The organism is Streptomyces luteoverticillatus, from assembly GCF_003970715.1.
Classification (GTDB): domain Bacteria; phylum Actinomycetota; class Actinomycetes; order Streptomycetales; family Streptomycetaceae; genus Streptomyces; species Streptomyces abikoensis.
The window spans coordinates 1,350,643-1,368,549 of record NZ_CP034587.1 but is presented as its reverse complement, the minus strand read 5'-3'; the positions used below and the strand labels follow the sequence as shown (position 1 = coordinate 1,368,549).

Annotated in this window: 16 protein-coding genes and 1 pseudogene; 16 read left to right on the top strand and 1 reads right to left on the bottom strand. The window is 71.7% G+C overall.

The features are described 5' to 3' along the window. The first annotated feature begins 25 nt into the window (after positions 1–25). The 10 genes and pseudogenes from mltG to nusB all read left to right on the top strand — a co-directional run bounded on the left by mltG (position 26) and on the right by nusB (position 9,097). Positions 26–1,801 carry an endolytic transglycosylase MltG gene (mltG, locus tag EKH77_RS05550; RefSeq protein WP_126913321.1) on the top strand — a complete coding sequence of 592 codons (1,776 nt, stop codon included), beginning with the start codon at positions 26–28 and terminating at the stop codon, positions 1,799–1,801. Beyond that, positions 1,798–2,645: pseudogene (locus tag EKH77_RS05545) on the top strand (shikimate dehydrogenase). Before mltG ends, EKH77_RS05545 begins: the two are co-directional and overlap by 4 nt. Before the next feature lie 190 nt (positions 2,646–2,835). Beyond that, positions 2,836–4,020: a chorismate synthase gene (gene aroC, locus EKH77_RS05540; protein WP_126913320.1), complete on the top strand. Its 1,185-nt coding sequence runs from the start codon at positions 2,836–2,838 to the stop codon at positions 4,018–4,020. Further along, positions 4,017–4,553, top strand: a complete 537-nt coding sequence (locus EKH77_RS05535; protein WP_126913319.1) for a shikimate kinase — start codon at positions 4,017–4,019, stop codon at positions 4,551–4,553. Before aroC ends, EKH77_RS05535 begins: the two co-directional genes overlap by 4 nt. 7 nt (positions 4,554–4,560) lie before the next feature. Next, on the top strand, positions 4,561–5,652 hold the full coding sequence (gene aroB / locus EKH77_RS05530) for a 3-dehydroquinate synthase (protein ID WP_126913318.1): 1,092 nt from the start codon (positions 4,561–4,563) through the stop codon (positions 5,650–5,652). Positions 5,653–5,657: 5 nt separating this feature from the next. Continuing rightward, the gene (aroQ, locus tag EKH77_RS05525; RefSeq protein WP_126917889.1) at positions 5,658–6,101 is read left to right on the top strand and encodes a type II 3-dehydroquinate dehydratase; all 444 of its coding nucleotides are present in this window, start codon (positions 5,658–5,660) and stop codon (positions 6,099–6,101) included. A gap of 25 nt (positions 6,102–6,126) precedes the next feature. After that, positions 6,127–6,855: an AAA family ATPase gene (locus EKH77_RS05520; RefSeq protein ID WP_417922983.1), complete on the top strand. Its 729-nt coding sequence runs from the start codon at positions 6,127–6,129 to the stop codon at positions 6,853–6,855. Positions 6,856–6,924: 69 nt separating this feature from the next. Further along, positions 6,925–8,043: a M24 family metallopeptidase gene (locus tag EKH77_RS05515; protein WP_126913317.1), complete on the top strand. Its 1,119-nt coding sequence runs from the start codon at positions 6,925–6,927 to the stop codon at positions 8,041–8,043. A 50-nt stretch (positions 8,044–8,093) separates the two neighbouring features. After that, positions 8,094–8,660, top strand: a complete 567-nt coding sequence (gene efp / locus EKH77_RS05510) for an elongation factor P (protein ID WP_126913316.1) — start codon at positions 8,094–8,096, stop codon at positions 8,658–8,660. Between the two features lie 2 nt (positions 8,661–8,662). Then, complete coding sequence (gene nusB, locus EKH77_RS05505) at positions 8,663–9,097, top strand: transcription antitermination factor NusB (RefSeq protein ID WP_126913315.1); 435 nt, start codon at positions 8,663–8,665, stop codon at positions 9,095–9,097. Positions 9,098–9,172: 75 nt separating this feature from the next. On the opposite strand, the gene bldD is transcribed toward nusB, so the two are convergent. Continuing rightward, positions 9,173–9,673 (bottom strand): transcriptional regulator BldD, encoded by a 501-nt coding sequence (gene bldD / locus EKH77_RS05500; protein ID WP_004948690.1) that lies wholly within the window; start codon positions 9,671–9,673, stop codon positions 9,173–9,175. A gap of 223 nt (positions 9,674–9,896) precedes the next feature. Here bldD and pyrR point away from each other — a divergent pair, with 223 nt between their 5' ends. The 6 genes from pyrR to carB all read left to right on the top strand — a co-directional run bounded on the left by pyrR (position 9,897) and on the right by carB (position 17,890). Next, a complete protein-coding gene (pyrR, locus tag EKH77_RS05495; RefSeq protein ID WP_126913314.1) occupies positions 9,897–10,466 on the top strand; it encodes a bifunctional pyr operon transcriptional regulator/uracil phosphoribosyltransferase PyrR in 570 nt (189 codons plus the stop codon). 88 nt (positions 10,467–10,554) lie between these two features. Next, positions 10,555–11,592 carry an aspartate carbamoyltransferase catalytic subunit gene (locus EKH77_RS05490; RefSeq protein ID WP_240667230.1) on the top strand — a complete coding sequence of 346 codons (1,038 nt, stop codon included), beginning with the start codon at positions 10,555–10,557 and terminating at the stop codon, positions 11,590–11,592. A gap of 2 nt (positions 11,593–11,594) precedes the next feature. Continuing rightward, positions 11,595–12,881: a dihydroorotase gene (locus tag EKH77_RS05485; RefSeq protein WP_126913313.1), complete on the top strand. Its 1,287-nt coding sequence runs from the start codon at positions 11,595–11,597 to the stop codon at positions 12,879–12,881. Continuing rightward, positions 12,878–13,450, top strand: a complete 573-nt coding sequence (locus tag EKH77_RS05480) for a hypothetical protein (RefSeq protein WP_126913312.1) — start codon at positions 12,878–12,880, stop codon at positions 13,448–13,450. Before EKH77_RS05485 ends, EKH77_RS05480 begins: the two co-directional genes overlap by 4 nt. Then, entirely contained in the window at positions 13,447–14,586 is a 1,140-nt protein-coding gene (gene carA, locus EKH77_RS05475; RefSeq protein ID WP_126913311.1) for a glutamine-hydrolyzing carbamoyl-phosphate synthase small subunit, read from the top strand. The genes EKH77_RS05480 and carA overlap by 4 nt, the downstream gene beginning before the upstream one ends. Continuing rightward, on the top strand, positions 14,579–17,890 hold the full coding sequence (gene carB / locus EKH77_RS05470; RefSeq protein WP_126913310.1) for a carbamoyl-phosphate synthase large subunit: 3,312 nt from the start codon (positions 14,579–14,581) through the stop codon (positions 17,888–17,890). The genes carA and carB overlap by 8 nt, the downstream gene beginning before the upstream one ends. The last annotated feature ends 17 nt before the right edge of the window (positions 17,891–17,907 follow it).

Below are 17,907 nucleotides of genomic sequence, written 5' to 3'. Positions count from 1 at the left end.
GCCGCTGTGCGGCTCTAGGGGATAGATGACTGAGTACGGCCGGGGTTCCGGCTCCCAACCGTGGCATCCCGAGGACCCCCTGTACGGGGACCGGGGTTACGCCGGGCAGCAGTACCCGCAGCCCCACCAGGCCCAGCAGTCGCAGCCCCCCTACGCCGGTCAGCAGGACTACGGCTGGGACCCCTCGCAGAACGCGGGGGGCCCCGGCCCGTACGACACCAACGGCCACGGTGAGCAGTACACCGGGCAGCACGGCGGACAGCAGACCGGCACGTACCCGAACGGTGGCCAGCAGGGCTACTACGAGTACGACACGGGCGCCCACGGCTACCCCGACCAGCACACGGGCGCGCACCAGATGCCCATGGACCAGCACACCGGTCAGCACCAGGTGCCCATGGACCAGCACACGGGCACGCATCAGATGCCCATGGACCAGCACACCGGCGCCCACCAGATGCCCGTGAACCAGCACACGGGACAGCACCAGATGCCGCAGGCCCCCGGGGAGCAGCACACCGGGCAGCACCAGGTGCCCCAGGCGCGGACCGCCACCGCCGATCCCGTCGAGGAGAAGATCTCCCTCTTCGACGACGTGGACGACCGGGCCTCCGCCCCCGCCCTCCTCGACGACGACTCCGACGACGGCGACGAGCCCGCCCGGGGCCGCGACCGGCGCGGCAAGGGCAGGGCCGGCAAGGGCAAGGGCCGGGAGAAGAAGCCCAAGCGCCGCAGCGGCACCGCCTGCCTGCTGGTCGCCGTGGTGCTCGTCGGCGGCCTGGGCGGCGCCGGCTACTTCGCCTACGACTACTGGGAGACCCACTACGGCACCGCGCCCGACTACGAGGGCGAGGGCACCGGCCAGGTGCAGGTCGAGATCCCCAAGGGCGCCAGCCTCACCGAGATGGGCCAGGTCCTGGAGAAGGCCGGGGTCGTCAAGAGCGTCGGCGCCTTCACCTCGGCCGCCGCGAAGAAGTCCATCCAGCCCGGCACGTACACCCTCCACAAGGAGATGTCCGGCGCCTCGGCCGTGGCGATGATGACCAACTCCGCGAACTTCCTCACCTTCGCCGAGGGCATGCGGGCCGCCGAGATCTACTCCTCGATCGACAAGAAGCTCGGGCTCGCGGCGGGCACCACCAAGGGCGTCGCCAAGAGCCAGGCCAAGAACCTGGGCCTGCCCGAGTGGGCGAACAGCGACCCCGACGTCAAGGACCCGCTGGAGGGCTTCCTCTTCCCGTCGCAGTACAGCGCGGGCAAGGGCACCAAGCCCGATGACCTGCTGCGCCAGATGGTCGCCCGCGCCAAGCAGAACTACGACGCGCAGGACGTGGTGGGCAAGGCCGCCTCGCTGGGCCTGAAGTCCCCGATGCAGGTCGTCACCCTCGCGAGCCTCGTCCAGGTCGAGGGCAAGTACAAGCACGACTTCGACAAGATCTCCAGGGTCGTCTACAACCGGCTCAAGCCGGACAACAAGGAGACCTACGGCCTCCTCGACTTCGACTCCACGGTGAACTACGCCAAGAGCCAGAGCACCCTCGATGTCGGCGCGGTCAGCGATCTGCGGAAGTTCAAGGACCCGTACAACACGTACAACATCAAGGGCCTGCCGCCCGGGCCGATCAGCAACCCCGGCCTGGAGGCCCTGAAGTCCGCGCTCCAGCCGGCGGACGGCCCCTGGTACTACTTCGTCTCCATCAACGAGAACCAGACCCTGTTCGCGGTGACGAACGCGGAGCACAACAAGAACCGCCAGAAGTACGAGCAGGAGACCAAGGCGAAGAAGGCGGCCGCGCAGTGACCGGTCCCGCCACGACCGGGCGCCGGCGGGCCGCCGTGCTCGGCTCGCCGATCGCCCACTCGCTCTCGCCCGTCCTCCACCGGGCCGCCTACGCGGAACTGGGCCTGGGGAGTGGACGTACGACCGCTTCGAGGTGGACGAGGCCGCGCTGCCCGCCTTCCTCGCGGAGCTGGGCCCCGGCTGGGCCGGGCTCTCCCTCACCATGCCCCTCAAGCGGGCGGTGATCCCGCTGCTGGACGACGTCAGCGCCACCGCCCGGTCCGTGGAGGCGGTCAACACCGTCGTCCTCACCGACGACGGCCGCCGCCTCGGCGACAACACCGACATCCCCGGCATCGCCGCCGCCCTGCGCGAGCGGGGCGTGGAGACGGTCGGCTCCGCCGCGATCCTCGGCGCGGGCGCCACCGCCTCCTCGGCGCTCGCCGCCCTCGCCCGGATCTGCACGGGCGAGGTCACCGCCTACGTCCGCAGCGCCGGGCGCGCCGCGGAGATGCGCGAGTGGGGCGAGCGGCTGGGCGTGACCGTGCGCACCGCCGACTGGTCGCGCGCGACCGAGGCCCTCGCCGCGCCGCTGGTCGTCGCCACCACCCCCGCCGGGGCCACCGACGCCCTCGCCGGGGCCGTGCCCGAGCGCCCCGGCACGCTCTTCGACGTCCTCTACGAGCCCTGGCCGACCCCGCTGGCCGCCGCCTGGGCCCGGCGGGGCGGCACCGTCCTCGGCGGCCTGGACCTGCTGGTCCACCAGGCCGTCCTCCAGGTCGAGCTGATGACGGGCCACGCCCCGGCCCCCCTGGCGGCCATGCGCGCCGCCGGCGAGGCGGCCCTGGCCGCCCGTACGCACTGACGGACCGCCTTTGCGCGCGGCGGTCCGGCCGTCCACCACGTGACTCCGCCGGTCCACACCCTGGACCGGCGGCCGGGAATGTCCGCCCGGCATGGGAGGATCGGGGGTGGCGGGCCAGGGTCGCGCTCCCCGGGCCGCCGCCGCGCCGCCGCGCGGCATGAGATTCGAGCGCGCGAGCAGAGGAGCACCGTTGAGCAGGTTGCGCTGGCTGACCGCGGGGGAGTCGCACGGCCCCGCACTCGTGGCGACGCTGGAGGGACTTCCCGCCGGCGTGCCGGTCACCACGGAGATGGTGGCGGACCACCTGGCGCGACGGCGGCTCGGCTATGGACGCGGCGCGCGGATGAAGTTCGAGCGCGACGAGATCACCTTCCTCGGTGGCGTCCGGCACGGACTGTCCATGGGCTCCCCGGTCGCGGTCATGGTGGGCAACACCGAGTGGCCCAAGTGGGAGCAGGTCATGTCGGCCGACCCCGTGGACCCCGCCGAGCTGGCGGAGCTGGCCCGCAACGCCCCGCTCACCCGCCCCCGCCCCGGCCACGCGGACCTCGCCGGGATGCAGAAGTACGGCTTCGACGAGGCCCGGCCGGTCCTGGAGCGGGCCTCCGCCCGTGAGACCGCCGCCCGCGTGGCCCTCGGCGCCGTCGCCCGCTCCTTCCTCAAGGAGGCGGCCGGCATCGAGATCGTCTCCCACGTCGTGGAGCTGGCCGCGGCCAAGGCCCCGTACGGCGTCTACCCCACCCCCGGCGACGTCGAGAAGCTCGACGCCGACCCGGTGCGCTGCCTCGACGAGGAGGCCAGCAAGGCGATGGTCGCCGAGATCGACCAGGCCCACAAGGACGGCGACACCCTCGGCGGCGTCGTCGAGGTCCTGGCCTACGGCGTCCCGGTCGGCCTCGGCTCGCACGTCCACTGGGACCGCCGGCTGGACGCCCGCCTCGCGGCCGCCCTGATGGGCATTCAGGCGATCAAGGGCGTCGAGGTCGGCGACGGCTTCGAGCTGGCCCGCGTGCCCGGTTCCAAGGCGCACGACGAGATCGTCGCCACCGAGGACGGCGTCCGCCGCGTCACCGGCCGCTCCGGCGGCACCGAGGGCGGCCTGACCACGGGCGAGCTGCTGCGCGTCCGCGCCGCCATGAAGCCCATCGCCACCGTCCCGCGCGCCCTGCGCACGATCGACGTGGCCACCGGCGAGGCCGCCCAGGCCCACCACCAGCGCTCGGACGTATGCGCCGTCCCGGCGGCCGGCATCGTCGCCGAGGCGATGGTCGCGCTCGTCCTCGCCGACGCGGTGGTGGAGAAGTTCGGCGGCGACAGCGTCGCCGAGACCCGTCGCAACGTCCAGGGCTACCTCGAGAACCTGGCCATCAAGTGACCACCCCCGTCATCGTCCTGGTGGGCCCGCCCGGCGCGGGCAAGTCCACCATCGGTGCCCTGCTCGCCGAGCGGCTGGGCACCGGCTACCGGGACACGGACGCCGACATCGAGAAGGCCGCCGGGAAGCCCATCCCGGAGATCTTCGTCGACGAGGGCGAGCCGCACTTCCGCGAGCTGGAGCGGCAGGCCGTCCGCACCGCCGTGGCCGAGCACCCCGGGGTGCTCGCCCTCGGCGGCGGCGCCGTCATGGACCCGGGCACCCGGGCCCTCCTCAAGGGCCTGCCCGTGGTCTTCCTCGACGTCGAACTCGCCGACGCCGTGCGCCGCGTGGGCCTCGACGCGCCGCGCCCGCTGCTCGCCGTCAACCCCCGCAAGCGGTGGCGCGAGCTGATGGACGCGCGCCGCCCGCTCTACACCGAGGTCGCCCGCGCCGTGGTCGCCACCGGCGGCCGCACCCCGGCCGAGGTCGCCGACGCCGTGCTCGAGGCACTGCGGCCGCCCCTGGCCCCCACACCGGACACCACGCAGTGAGGAACGCATGACCGACGCCCCCACCCGTATCCAGGTCGCCGGCAGCGCGGGCACCGCGCCGTACGAGGTCCTGGTCGGCCGTCAGCTGCTGGGCGAGCTGCCCGGCCTCATCGGCACCCGGGCCAAGCGGGTCGCCGTGCTCCACCCCGAGGCGCTCGCCTCGACCGGCGAGGCGATCCGCGAGGACCTGGCGGCCCAGGGCTACGAGGCCATAGCGATCCAGCTGCCCAACGCCGAGGAGTCCAAGACCGTCGAGGTCGCGGCGTACTGCTGGAAGGCCCTCGGGCAGACCAACTTCACCCGCACCGACGTCATCGTCGGCGTGGGCGGCGGGGCCACCACCGACCTGGCGGGCTTCGTCGCCGCCACCTGGCTGCGCGGCGTGCGCTGGATCGCGGTGCCCACCACGGTCCTGGGCATGGTCGACGCGGCCGTCGGCGGGAAGACCGGCATCAACACCGCCGAGGGCAAGAACCTCGTCGGCGCCTTCCACCCCCCGGCCGGTGTGCTGTGCGACCTGGCCGCGCTGGAGTCGCTGCCGGTCCACGACTACGTCAGCGGCCTCGCCGAGATCATCAAGGCCGGCTTCATCGCCGACCCGGCGATCCTCGACCTCATCGAGGCCGACCCCGAGGGCGCCCGCACGCCCGGGGGCCCGCACACCTCCGAGCTGATCGAGCGGGCCATCCGGGTCAAGGCGGAGGTGGTCTCCACCGACCTCAAGGAGTCGGGCCTGCGCGAGATCCTGAACTACGGTCACACGCTCGCCCACGCCATCGAGAAGAACGAGCGCTACAACTGGCGGCACGGCGCGGCCGTCGCCGTCGGCATGGTCTTCGCCGCCGAGCTCGGCCGGATCGCCGGCCGCCTGGACGACGCCACCGCCGACCGCCACCGCGCGATCCTCACGGCCGTCGGCCTGCCCGTCACCTACCGCGGCGACCAGTGGCCCAAGCTGCTGGAGACCATGAAGGTCGACAAGAAGACGCGCGGCGACCGGCTGCGCTTCATCGTCCTCGACGGCCTGGCCAAGCCGACGGTCCTGGAGGGCCCGGATCCCGCGATGCTGCTGGCCGCACACGCCGAGATCGCGGCGTGAGCGGCGTGAGCGCCCGCAAGGTCCTCGTCCTCAACGGGCCCAACCTGGGCCGGCTCGGCTCGCGCGAACCCGACGTCTACGGCTCGACGTCCTACAAGGGCCTCGTCGAGGCCTGCACGGCGCTCGGCGCGGAGCTCGGCTTCGCCGTCGAGGTCCGGGAGACCAATGACGAGGGCGAGCTGGTGCGCTGGCTGCACGAGGCGGCCGACGGCCGGGTGCCCGTCGTCATCAACCCCGGCGCGTTCACCCACTACTCGTACGCGATGCGCGACGCCGCGGCCCAGCGGACGGCGCCGCTCATCGAGGTGCACATCTCCAACCCGTACGCGCGGGAGGAGTTCCGTCACACGTCGGTGATCGCTGCGGTGGCGAGCGGGACGGTGGCGGGGTTCGGGATCGGCTCCTACCGGCTCGCCCTGCGGGCGCTGGCGGAGGAACTCGGGGACTGAGGCGGGCGTTTCTCCCGGTGGAGGGGTGGGTGCCTACCGTCGGGTACGCTCCCGTCGGGTTTCGGCCCCGGGGACCGGGGCCGAAACCACCGCCCCGCGCCCGAACGAGACGGAGTGCCACCGGATGCTGCCCCCAGGGGGACCGCCGCCCGCTCACCCGCCGATGCCGGTGGGCCCCCCGCAAGGGGTGATGGCCGACGCCACCACCGCCGCCGTCGCGGTGCTCCTCATCGGCCCGGCCGGTGCCGGCAAGACCACCGTCGCCCGCCACTGGGCGGACACCCGCCGCGTGCCCACCGCCCACATCAGCCTCGACGACGTGCGCGAGTGGGTGCGCTCCGGGTTCGCGGACCCGCAGTCCGGGTGGAACGACCACTCCGAGGCGCAGTACCGGCTCGCCCGCCGCACCTGCGGGTTCGCCGCGCGGAACTTCCTCGCCAACGGCATCTCCTGCATCCTCGACGACGCCGTCTTCCCCGACCGGCCCGTCGTCGGCCTCGGCGGCTGGAAGCGGCACGTGGGGCCGGGGCTGCTGCCCGTGGTGCTGCTGCCGGGCCTCGACGTCGTTCTCGAACGCAACGCCGAACGCACCGGCAATCGCAGGCTCAGCGACGAGGAGGTCGCCCGGATCCACGGCCGGATGGCCGGCTGGTACGGCTCGGGCCTGCCCATCATCGACAACTCGCAGCAGGACGTCGCCACGACGGCCCGGCTGATCGACGAGGCCGTCGCCCGCACCCTGGCCGGCTGGTAGGGCGGAGGGCTGCCCCGGTCGGAGGCGCTGGAAAGGCCGGAACCGGCCGCCGAACGTACGCTCGGAGGCATGTCCGAGGTGTACGCGGCGCGCCGGGCCCGGCTGCGCGAGCGGTGCGCGGCGGCCGGTGGTGAGGCCGCCCTGGTCTGCGGCGACGCCAATGTGCGGTATCTGGCGGGCGGCGCGCCGCCCGGGGCGGTGCTGCTCCTCGGTCCCGGTTCCGACGGCGACGACGCGCTGGTGTGCGTGAGCGATCCCTTCGTGGACGCCACGGGCGCCAGCCGTCCCGGGGACGGGCTGGCCGTCGTGGTGCTGCCGACGCCCGAGGGCGATCCGGCCGTGGCGGCGGCCGAGCGGGCCGCGGAGCGCGGGGTGCGGTCGCTGGCCGTCGAGGAGCACCATCTGACCGTGGCCCGGCACCGCGCGGTGCGCTCGGTCGCCCCCCGGCTGCGGCTGGGCGATCTGGGGACGGCCGTGGAGCAGCAGCGGGTGGTCAAGGACGACGAGGAGATCTCGACCCTGCGGATCGCCGCCGAGATCGCCGATCAGGCGCTGGGGGAGCTGCTGGAGTCGATACTCGTCGGCCGCACCGAGCGCCATCTGGCGCTGGAGCTGGAGCGCCGGCTGATCGACCACGGCGCGGACGGCGCGGCCTTTCCCACCTCGGTGGGCGCGGGTCCCCACTCGGGCCGGGCCGGGCATGTGCCCACCGACCGCCGGGTGGAGGAGGGCGATTTCCTCAGCGTCTGCCTGGGGGCGGACTATCGTGGGTACCGGAGCGAGATCGCCCGTACGTTCGTCATCGGGGCCTCTCCGGCGGAGTGGCAGATCGAGCTGTACGAGCAGGTCTTCGCCGCCCAGCGGGCGGGCCGGGAGGCCCTCGCGCCGGGTGCGGCGTACCGTGACGTGGACCGCGCGGCACGGGTCGTCCTGGAGGCCGCGGGCCATGGCGAGCGGGTCGGACCCCGCATCGGTCACGGCGTGGGGCTCGAAAACGACGAGGACCCTCGGCTGGCACCGTCGGCAATGGGTAAACTGGACGCTTGCGTGCCGGTCACCGTAGATCCGGGAGTCCACCTCCCGGGGCGGGGCGGCGTCCGGATCGATGACACGCTCGTCGTCCGCCCCGAGGCGGACGGCGGACCCGAGCTACTCACCATTACGACCAAAGAGCTGCTCGCGCTCTAGCCGGCGCATCGCACTTTCTTGGTTCCACCAGCCCAGGAGATACCGCAACCGTGGCATCCACGAACGACCTCAAGAACGGCATGGTGCTCAAGCTCGAAGGCGGCCAGCTCTGGTCCGTCGTCGAGTTCCAGCACGTCAAGCCCGGCAAGGGCCCCGCCTTCGTCCGTACGAAGCTGAAGAACGTGCTCTCCGGCAAGGTCGTCGACAAGACCTTCAACGCGGGCGTGAAGGTCGAGACGGCCACCGTCGACCGCCGCGACATGCAGTTCTCGTACATGGACGGCGAGTACTACGTCTTCATGGACATGAAGGACTACGACCAGCTGATGATCGACCGGAAGGCCGTCGGCGACGCCGCGAACTTCCTCATCGAGGGCTTCGAGGCCACGGTCGCCACGCACGAGGGCGAGGTGCTCTACGTCGAGCTCCCGGCCGCCGTCGAGCTGACCATCGAGCACACCGACCCGGGTGTCCAGGGCGACCGCTCCACCGGTGGCTCCAAGCCCGCCAAGCTGGAGACCGGCTACGAGATCCAGGTCCCGCTGTTCGTCACCACCGGCGAGAAGATCAAGGTCGACACGCGCACCGGCGATTACCTCGGCCGGGTGAACAGCTAACCGTGTCCGCCCGCAGCAAGGCCCGTAAGCGCGCCTTCCAGATCCTCTTCGAGGCCGACCAGCGCGGCTCGTCGGTGGAGTCGGTCCTCGCGGACTGGATCCGGCATGCCCGGACCGACGACAGGCAGCCGCCGGTCAACCCGTACACGATCCAGCTGGTCGAGGGCTACGCCGAGCGCGCGGCCCGGATCGACGAGCTGATCGCCACCTACGCGATCGACTGGGACCTGGACCGCATGCCGGCCGCGGACCGCGGCATCGTGCGGCTCGGCGCGTACGAGCTGATCTGGGAGGACGAGACCCCGGACGCCGTGGCGATCGACGAGGCGGTGGAGCTCGCCAAGGAGTTCTCCACCGACGACTCGCCCGCGTTCGTCAATGGTCTCCTCGGTCGTTTCAAGGAGCTCAAGCCGAGTCTCCGTCGAGACGGCCACTGAGACGAAAACCGCCGTGGGGCGGGAAACCGGATGGTTTCCCGCCCCACGGCGGTTTGTCGTCAAGAACGGTGGACGTTACGCGTCCTCGTGCTGAACGGCGCGACGGGCGTCCGCGTCGAGCACGCCCCAGCTGATCAGCTGCTCGGTGAGCACCGAGGGCGACTGGTCGTAGATCACGGCAAGGGTGCGCAGGTCGTCCTGGCGGATCGAGAGGACCTTGCCGTTGTAGTCACCACGCTGGCTCTGGATGGTGGCCGCGTAACGCTGGAGCGGGCCCGCCTTCTCGGCCGGGACGTGGGCGAGGCGCTCCAGGTCCAGGACCAGCTTCGGCGGGGGCTCGGCCGCGCCGCCGGGCGTCGTGCCGGGCAGCAGCTCCTGCACGGGCACGCCGTAGAAGTCGGCCAGCTCGGCCAGGCGCTGTACGGTCACGGCACGGTCGCCGCGCTCGTAAGAACCCACGACAACGGCCTTCCAGCGGCCCTGGGACTTCTCCTCGACACCATGGAGGGAGAGGCCCTGCTGGGTGCGGATGGCGCGGAGCTTGGCCCCGAGCTGTTTGGCGTATTCGCTGGACATAAAGCTCCCCGGACACTGTATCGATCGCGCGGCCGCACCGCGCGACTGGTAACTCACTGTGAGGTTACGCAGCGTAATCTCGGTTCGTCAAGCCGAATGGGCCCCGCCCTGGGCCGTCAGTGGCTGTGGCTGGAGTTCGTCGTGGGTCCTGGTACGGTGAATCCTGTAAATCCGACGTCCTTTAATGTCCGTCCCGTGAGGCGGAGAAGGAGGTCCGTTTCGTATGGACGCAATTCCCAGCGCGCGTCCCGTGCTCGAAGCACCGGACATCGCACGGGTCCTCACCCGTATCGCGCACGAGATCGTCGAACGCGCCAAGGGCGCCGACGACGTCGTACTCCTCGGCATTCCCACCCGCGGTGTCTTCCTCGCCCGCCGGCTGGCCGCCAAGCTCGAGAGCATCACCGGCTGCAAGACCCCGGTCGGCTCCCTCGACATCACCATGTACCGCGACGATCTGCGGCTCCGCCCGGCCCGTGCGCTCGCCCGGACCGAGATCCCCGGTGAGGGCATCGACGGCCGGCTCGTCATCCTCGTCGACGACGTGCTCTTCTCCGGCCGCACCATCCGCGCCGCCCTCGACGCGATGAACGATCTGGGCCGCCCCCGCGCCGTCCAGCTCGCCGTCCTCGTCGACCGCGGCCACCGCGAGCTGCCGATCCGCGCCGACTACGTCGGCAAGAACCTCCCCACGTCGCTGCGGGAGACGGTCAAGGTCCACCTGACCGAGGAGGACGGCCGCGACAGCGTGCTCCTCGGCGCGGGCACGACCACTCCGGCCGACGCGCAGTAGCGACCCCACGGACCCGCGGGGCGGGTCCGTGTGCCGCCGCATGCCCGGCCACCGCCCTCCCACACCTCCCGAACACGGAGAAAACCGGATGAAGCGCCACCTCATCTCGGCCGCCGACCTCACCCGCGACGACGCCGTCCTGATCCTCGACACCGCCGAGGAGATGGCCCGGGTCGCGGACCGGCCGATCAAGAAGCTGCCCACCCTGCGCGGCCGCACCGTCGTCAACCTCTTCTTCGAGGACTCGACGCGGACCCGCATCTCCTTCGAGGCCGCCGCCAAGCGGCTCTCCGCGGACGTCATCAACTTCTCCGCCAAGGGCTCCTCGGTCTCCAAGGGCGAGTCCCTGAAGGACACCGCGCTGACCCTGGAGGCCATGGGCGCCGACGCCGTCGTCATCCGCCACCACGCCTCCGGCGCCCCCTACCGGCTGGCCAACTCCGGCTGGATCGACGGGGCCGTCGTCAACGCCGGCGACGGCACCCACGAGCACCCCACCCAGGCCCTGCTGGACGCCTTCACCATGCGCCGCCGCCTGGTCGGCCGGGACGCCGGACTCGGCAAGGACCTGTCCGGCCGCCGGATCACGATCGTCGGCGACGTGCTCCACAGCCGGGTGGCCCGCTCCAACGTCCAGCTGCTGCACACGCTCGGCGCCGAGGTCACCCTGGTCGCCCCGCCCACGCTGGTGCCCGTCGGCGTCGGCAGCTGGCCCTGCGAGGTCTCCTACGACCTGGACGCGGTGCTGCCGAAGTCCGACGCCGTGATGATGCTGCGGGTGCAGCGCGAGCGCATGAACGCCGCGTTCTTCCCGACCGAGCGCGAGTACTCGCGCCGCTACGGCCTGGACGGCGACCGCATGGCGAAGATGCCCGAGCACGCCATCGTGATGCACCCCGGCCCGATGAACCGCGGCATGGAGATCACCGCCGAGGTCGCCGACTCCGACCGCTGCACCGCCGTCGAGCAGGTCGCCAACGGCGTCAGCACCCGGATGGCCGTCCTCTACCTGCTCCTGGGCGGCTCCGAGCCCGCCGTCACCACGAACAACTCCCGCCCGTCGCCCACCACCACCCTTGATGGAGGCGCTTCGCGCCGCACCTTGGATGCCGAGGAGAACAAGTAATCATGTCGAAGATCCTTATCCGCGGTGCGAAGGTCCTTGGCGGCGAGCCGCAGGACGTCCTGATCGACGGCGAGACCATCGCCGAGGTCGGTTCCGGGCTGAGCGCCGAAGGCGCGACGGTGATCGAGGCCGACGGCAAGGTCCTGCTGCCCGGCCTGGTCGACCTCCACACCCACCTGCGCGAGCCCGGCCGCGAGGACTCCGAGACCGTCCTGACCGGCACCCGCGCCGCCGCGAGCGGCGGCTACACCGCCGTCTTCGCCATGGCGAACACCTTCCCGGTCGCCGACACCGCCGGTGTCGTCGAGCAGGTCTGGCGCCTCGGCAAGGAGTCCGGCTACTGCGACGTCCAGCCCATCGGCGCCGTCACCGTCGGGCTGGAGGGCAAGCAGCTCTCCGAGCTCGGCGCCATGCACGACTCCGCCGCCGGCGTCACCGTCTTCTCCGACGACGGCAAGTGCGTCGACGACGCCGTGATCATGCGCCGCGCGCTGGAGTACGTGAAGGCCTTCGGTGGTGTCATCGCCCAGCACGCGCAGGAGCCCCGGCTCACCGAGGGCGCCCAGATGAACGAGGGCGTCGTCTCCGCCGAGCTGGGCCTGGGCGGCTGGCCGGCCGTCGCCGAGGAGTCGGTCATCGCCCGCGACGTCCTCCTCGCCGAGCACGTCGGCTCCCGGGTGCACATCTGCCACCTGTCCACCGCCGGCTCCGTGGAGATCGTCCGCTGGGCCAAGTCGCGCGGCATCGACGTCACCGCCGAGGTCACCCCCCACCACCTGCTCCTCACCGACGAGCTCGTCCGCTCGTACAACCCCGTGTACAAGGTCAACCCGCCGCTGCGCACCGAGCGCGACGTGATGGCGCTGCGCGAGGCCCTGGCCGACGGGACGATCGACATCGTCGCCACCGACCACGCGCCGCACCCGCACGAGGACAAGGACTGCGAGTGGGCCGCGGCCGCCATGGGCATGGTGGGCCTGGAGACCGCCCTGTCGGTCGTCCAGCACACCATGGTGGAGACCGGGCTGCTGGACTGGGCCGGGGTCGCCGAGCGGATGTCCTTCAAGCCCGCCCGGATCGGCAGCCTGGCCGGTCACGGCCGCCCCATCGCCCCGGGTGAGCCCGCCAACCTCACGCTGGTGGATTCCGCTTACCGTGGTGTCGTGGACCCCGCGGGCTTCGCCTCCCGCAGCCGAAACACCCCCTACGAGGGCCGTGAGCTGCCGGGTCGCGTCACCCACACCTTCCTGCGGGGCCGGGCGACGGTCGTGGACGGGAAACTCGCGTGACACCTGCACAAATCATCACTCTGGCGGCGGAGCAGAAGTCCGCCGACGTCACTCACTGGGCCGCGCGCGCGGGCTGGGTCGTGGGGCTGCTGCTCTTCGTCGCCCTGCTCTACTGGCTGATGCGCGAGGGCTGGAAGTGGCGCGGCACCCTCCAGGGCGACCTGCCCGAGCTGCCCACCGCCCCCGCCGGGCCGGACGAGCCGGGTGAGCCCACGCTCACGATGACCGGCCGCTACCACGGCTCCACCACCTCCGGGCAGTGGCTCGACCGGATCGTGGCGCAGGGCCTGGGCACGCGCAGCAAGGCCGAGCTCACCCTGACGGAGCAGGGCGTCGACGTCGTACGGCCCGGCGCCCGGGACTTCTTCATCCCCGCCGCCGCCCTGCGCGGCGCCCGCCTGGAGTCGGGCATCGCGGGCAAGGTCCTCCCCGAGGGCCTGCTCGTGATCACCTGGCAGCACGGCGACAAGACCATCGACTCGGGCTTCCGCTCCGACCGGGCGGCGGAGCACACCGCCTGGGTCGAGGCGATCAGCACCATGAACAGCACTACGGAAGGCGCACGATGACGACCTCCAGCAGGGGAAGCAAGGTCCCCGCCGTACTCGTCCTGGAGGACGGTCGTACGTTCCGCGGCCGCGCCTACGGGGCGGTCGGGACGACCTTCGGCGAGGCCGTGTTCTCCACCGGCATGACCGGCTACCAGGAGACCCTGACCGACCCCTCGTACCACCGCCAGGTCGTCGTGATGACGGCCCCGCACGTCGGCAACACCGGCGTCAACGACGAGGACCCCGAGTCCCGCCGGATCTGGGTCGCCGGCTACGTCGTCCGCGACCCCGCCCGGATCCCCTCCAACTGGCGCTCCCGCCGCTCCCTGGACGAGGAGCTGGCCGAGCAGGGCGTCGTCGGCATCAGCGGCATCGACACCCGTGCGCTGACCCGCCACCTGCGCGAGCGCGGCGCGATGCGCGTCGGGATCTTCTCTGGCGACTCGCTGCCCGACGAGGGCGCGATGCTCACCGAGGTGCGCCGGGCCCCCGAGATGAAGGGCGCCGACCTCTCCGCCGAGGTCGCCACCAAGGAGACCTACGTCGTCCCCGCGATCGGTGAGAAGAAGTTCACGGTCGCCGCGATCGACCTGGGCATCAAGGGCATGACCCCGCACCGGATGGCCGAGCGGGGCATCGAGGTGCACGTCCTGCCCGCCACCGCCACCGCCGAGGACGTCTTCGCGGTCAACCCGGACGGCGTGTTCTTCTCCAACGGCCCGGGCGACCCGTCCACCGCCGACCACCCCGTCTCCGTGATGCGCGAGGTCCTCTCCCGGAAGACCCCGCTGTTCGGCATCTGCTTCGGCAACCAGATCCTCGGCCGCGCGCTGGGCTTCGGCACCTACAAGCTGAAGTACGGCCACCGGGGCATCAACCAGCCCGTCCAGGACCGCACGACCGGCAAGGTCGAGGTCACCGCCCACAACCACGGCTTCGCCGTCGACGCCCCGCTCGAGGGCGCGACCGACACGCCGTACGGCCGCGTCGAGGTCTCCCACGTCTGTCTCAACGACAACGTGGTCGAGGGTCTCCAGCTCCTCGACCAGCCGGCATTCAGCGTCCAGTACCACCCCGAGGCAGCAGCCGGTCCGCACGACGCCGCGTACCTGTTCGACCGCTTCGTGACCCTGATGGAGGGCCAGCGTGCCTAAGCGCACCGACATCCAGTCCGTTCTGGTCATCGGCTCCGGCCCGATCGTCATCGGCCAGGCCGCGGAGTTCGACTACTCCGGCACCCAGGCCTGCCGCGTCCTGAAGTCCGAGGGCCTGCGGGTCATCCTCGTGAACTCCAACCCGGCCACGATCATGACCGACCCGGAGATCGCCGACGCCACCTACGTCGAGCCGATCACCCCGGAGTTCGTCGAGAAGATCATCGCCAAGGAGCGCCCCGACGCCCTCCTGCCCACCCTCGGCGGCCAGACCGCGCTGAACACCGCCATCTCCATGCACGAGAACGGCGTGCTGGAGAAGTACGGCGTCGAGCTGATCGGCGCCAACGTCGAGGCCATCCACAAGGGCGAGGACCGCGACCTGTTCAAGGGCGTCGTCGAGGCCGTCAACGCCAAGATCGGCTACGGCGAGTCCGCCCGCTCGGTCATCTGCCACACCATGGACGAGGTCATCGCGGGCGTCGACACGCTCGGCGGTTACCCGGTCGTCGTCCGCCCCTCCTTCACCATGGGCGGCGCCGGCTCCGGCTTCGCCCACGACGAGGAGGAGCTGCGCCGCATCGCCGGCCAGGGCCTCACGCTCTCCCCGACCACCGAGGTGCTCCTGGAGGAGTCCATCCTCGGCTGGAAGGAGTACGAGCTGGAGCTGATGCGCGACAAGCACGACAACGTCGTGGTCGTCTGCTCCATCGAGAACTTCGACCCCATGGGCGTCCACACCGGTGACTCCATCACCGTCGCCCCGGCGATGACGCTCACCGACCGTGAGTACCAGATCCTCCGGGACATCGGCATCGCGATCATCCGCGAGGTCGGCGTCGACACCGGCGGCTGCAACATCCAGTTCGCGGTCAACCCCGAGGACGGCCGGGTCATCGTCATCGAGATGAACCCCCGCGTCTCGCGCTCCTCCGCGCTCGCCTCCAAGGCCACCGGCTTCCCGATCGCGAAGATCGCCGCCCGGCTCGCCGTGGGCTACACGCTGGACGAGATCCCCAACGACATCACCGAGAAGACCCCGGCGTCCTTCGAGCCCACGCTCGACTATGTCGTGGTCAAGGCCCCCCGCTTCGCGTTCGAGAAGTTCCCGGCCGCCGACGCCACCCTCACCACGACCATGAAGTCGGTCGGCGAGGCCATGGCCATCGGCCGCAACTTCACCGAGGCGCTGCAGAAGGCCCTGCGCTCGCTGGAGAAGAAGGGCTCACAGTTCGACTTCGTCTCGGAGCCCGGTGACAAGGCCGAGCTGCTGGAGAAGGCGGTCCGCCCGACCGACGGCCGGATCAACACCGTCATGGCCGCCATCCGCGCCGGTGCCACGCCGGAGGAGGTCTTCGAGGCGACGAAGATCGACCCCTGGTTCGTCGACCAGCTCTTCCTGATCAAGGAGATCGCCGACGAGCTGGCCGCCGCCGAGAAGCTGGAGCCGGAGCTCCTCGCCGAGGCCAAGCGCCACGGCTTCTCCGACGCCCAGATCGGCGCGATCCGGGGCCTGCGCGAGGACGTCGTCCGTGAGGTCCGTCACGCGCTGGGCGTCCGCCCGGTCTACAAGACCGTCGACACCTGCGCCGCCGAGTTCGCCGCGAACACCCCGTACTTCTACTCGTCCTACGACGAGGAGTCCGAGGTCGCGCCGCGCGAGAAGCCCGCGGTGATCATCCTGGGCTCCGGCCCGAACCGCATCGGCCAGGGCATCGAGTTCGACTACTCCTGCGTCCACGCCTCCTTCGCGCTCAGCGACGCGGGCTACGAGACCGTGATGGTCAACTGCAACCCCGAGACCGTCTCCACCGACTACGACACCTCCGACCGGCTCTACTTCGAGCCGCTCACCCTGGAGGACGTCCTGGAGATCGTCCACGCGGAGACCCTCGCCGGCCCCGTCGCGGGCGTCGTCGTCCAGCTCGGCGGCCAGACCCCGCTGGGCCTCGCCCAGGCGCTCAAGGACAACGGTGTGCCGATCGTCGGCACCTCCCCTGAGGCCATCGACCTCGCCGAGGAGCGCGGCGCCTTCGGCCGCGTGCTGACCGAGGCCGGGCTGCCCGCGCCCAAGTACGGCACCGCCTACTCCTTCGACGAGGCCAAGGGCATCGCCGCCGGCATCGGCTACCCGGTCATGGTCCGCCCGTCCTACGTCCTCGGCGGCCGCGGCATGGAGATCGTCTACGACGAGCCCTCCCTCGCCGGCTACCTGGAGCGGCACGCGGGCCTGATCTCCGAGCACCCGGTGCTCATCGACCGCTTCCTCGACGACGCCATCGAGATCGACGTCGACGCGCTCTACGACGGCGAGGAGCTCTACCTCGGCGGCGTCATGGAGCACATCGAGGAGGCCGGCATCCACTCCGGCGACTCCGCCTGCGCGCTGCCCCCGATCACCCTCGGCGGCTACGACATCAAGCGGCTGCGGGCCTCCACCGAGGCCATCGCCAAGGGCGTCGGCGTCCGCGGCCTGATCAACATCCAGTTCGCCATGGCCGGGGACATCCTCTACGTCCTGGAGGCCAACCCGCGCGCCTCCCGCACCGTCCCCTTCACCTCGAAGGCGACCGCCGTACCGCTGGCCAAGGCCGCCGCCCGGATCTCCCTGGGCGCGACCGTCGCCGAGCTGCGCGCGGAGGGCATGCTGCCGAAGACCGGCGACGGCGGCACCCTGCCGATGGACGCGCCGATCTCCGTCAAGGAGGCCGTGATGCCGTGGTCGCGCTTCCGCGACATCCACGGCCGCGGCGTCGACACCGTCCTCGGCCCGGAGATGCGCTCCACCGGCGAGGTCATGGGCATCGACAACCTCTTCGGTACCGCCTACGCCAAGTCGCAGGCCGGCGCCTACGGCGCGCTGCCCACCAAGGGCCGCGCGTTCGTCTCCGTCGCCAACCGCGACAAGCGCTCGATGATCTTCCCGGCCCGCGAGCTGGTCGCCCACGGCTTCGAGCTGCTGGCCACCTCCGGCACCGCCGAGGTCCTCAAGCGCAACGGCATCAACGCCACCGTCGTGCGCAAGCAGAGCGAGGGCGAGGGCCCGAACGGCGAGAAGACGATCGTCCAGCTGATCCACGACGGGGAGGTCGACCTCATCGTCAACACCCCCTACGGCACGGGCGGCCGCCTCGACGGCTATGAGATCCGCACCGCAGCCGTCGCCCGCGCGGTGCCGTGCCTGACGACGGTCCAGGCGCTCGCCGCCGCCGTCCAGGGCATCGAGGCGCTCAGCCGCGGCGACGTGGGCGTGCGCTCCCTCCAGGAGCACGCGGAGCACCTGACCGCGGCCCGCGAGGCGTAACGGCGAACCGAGGGGGA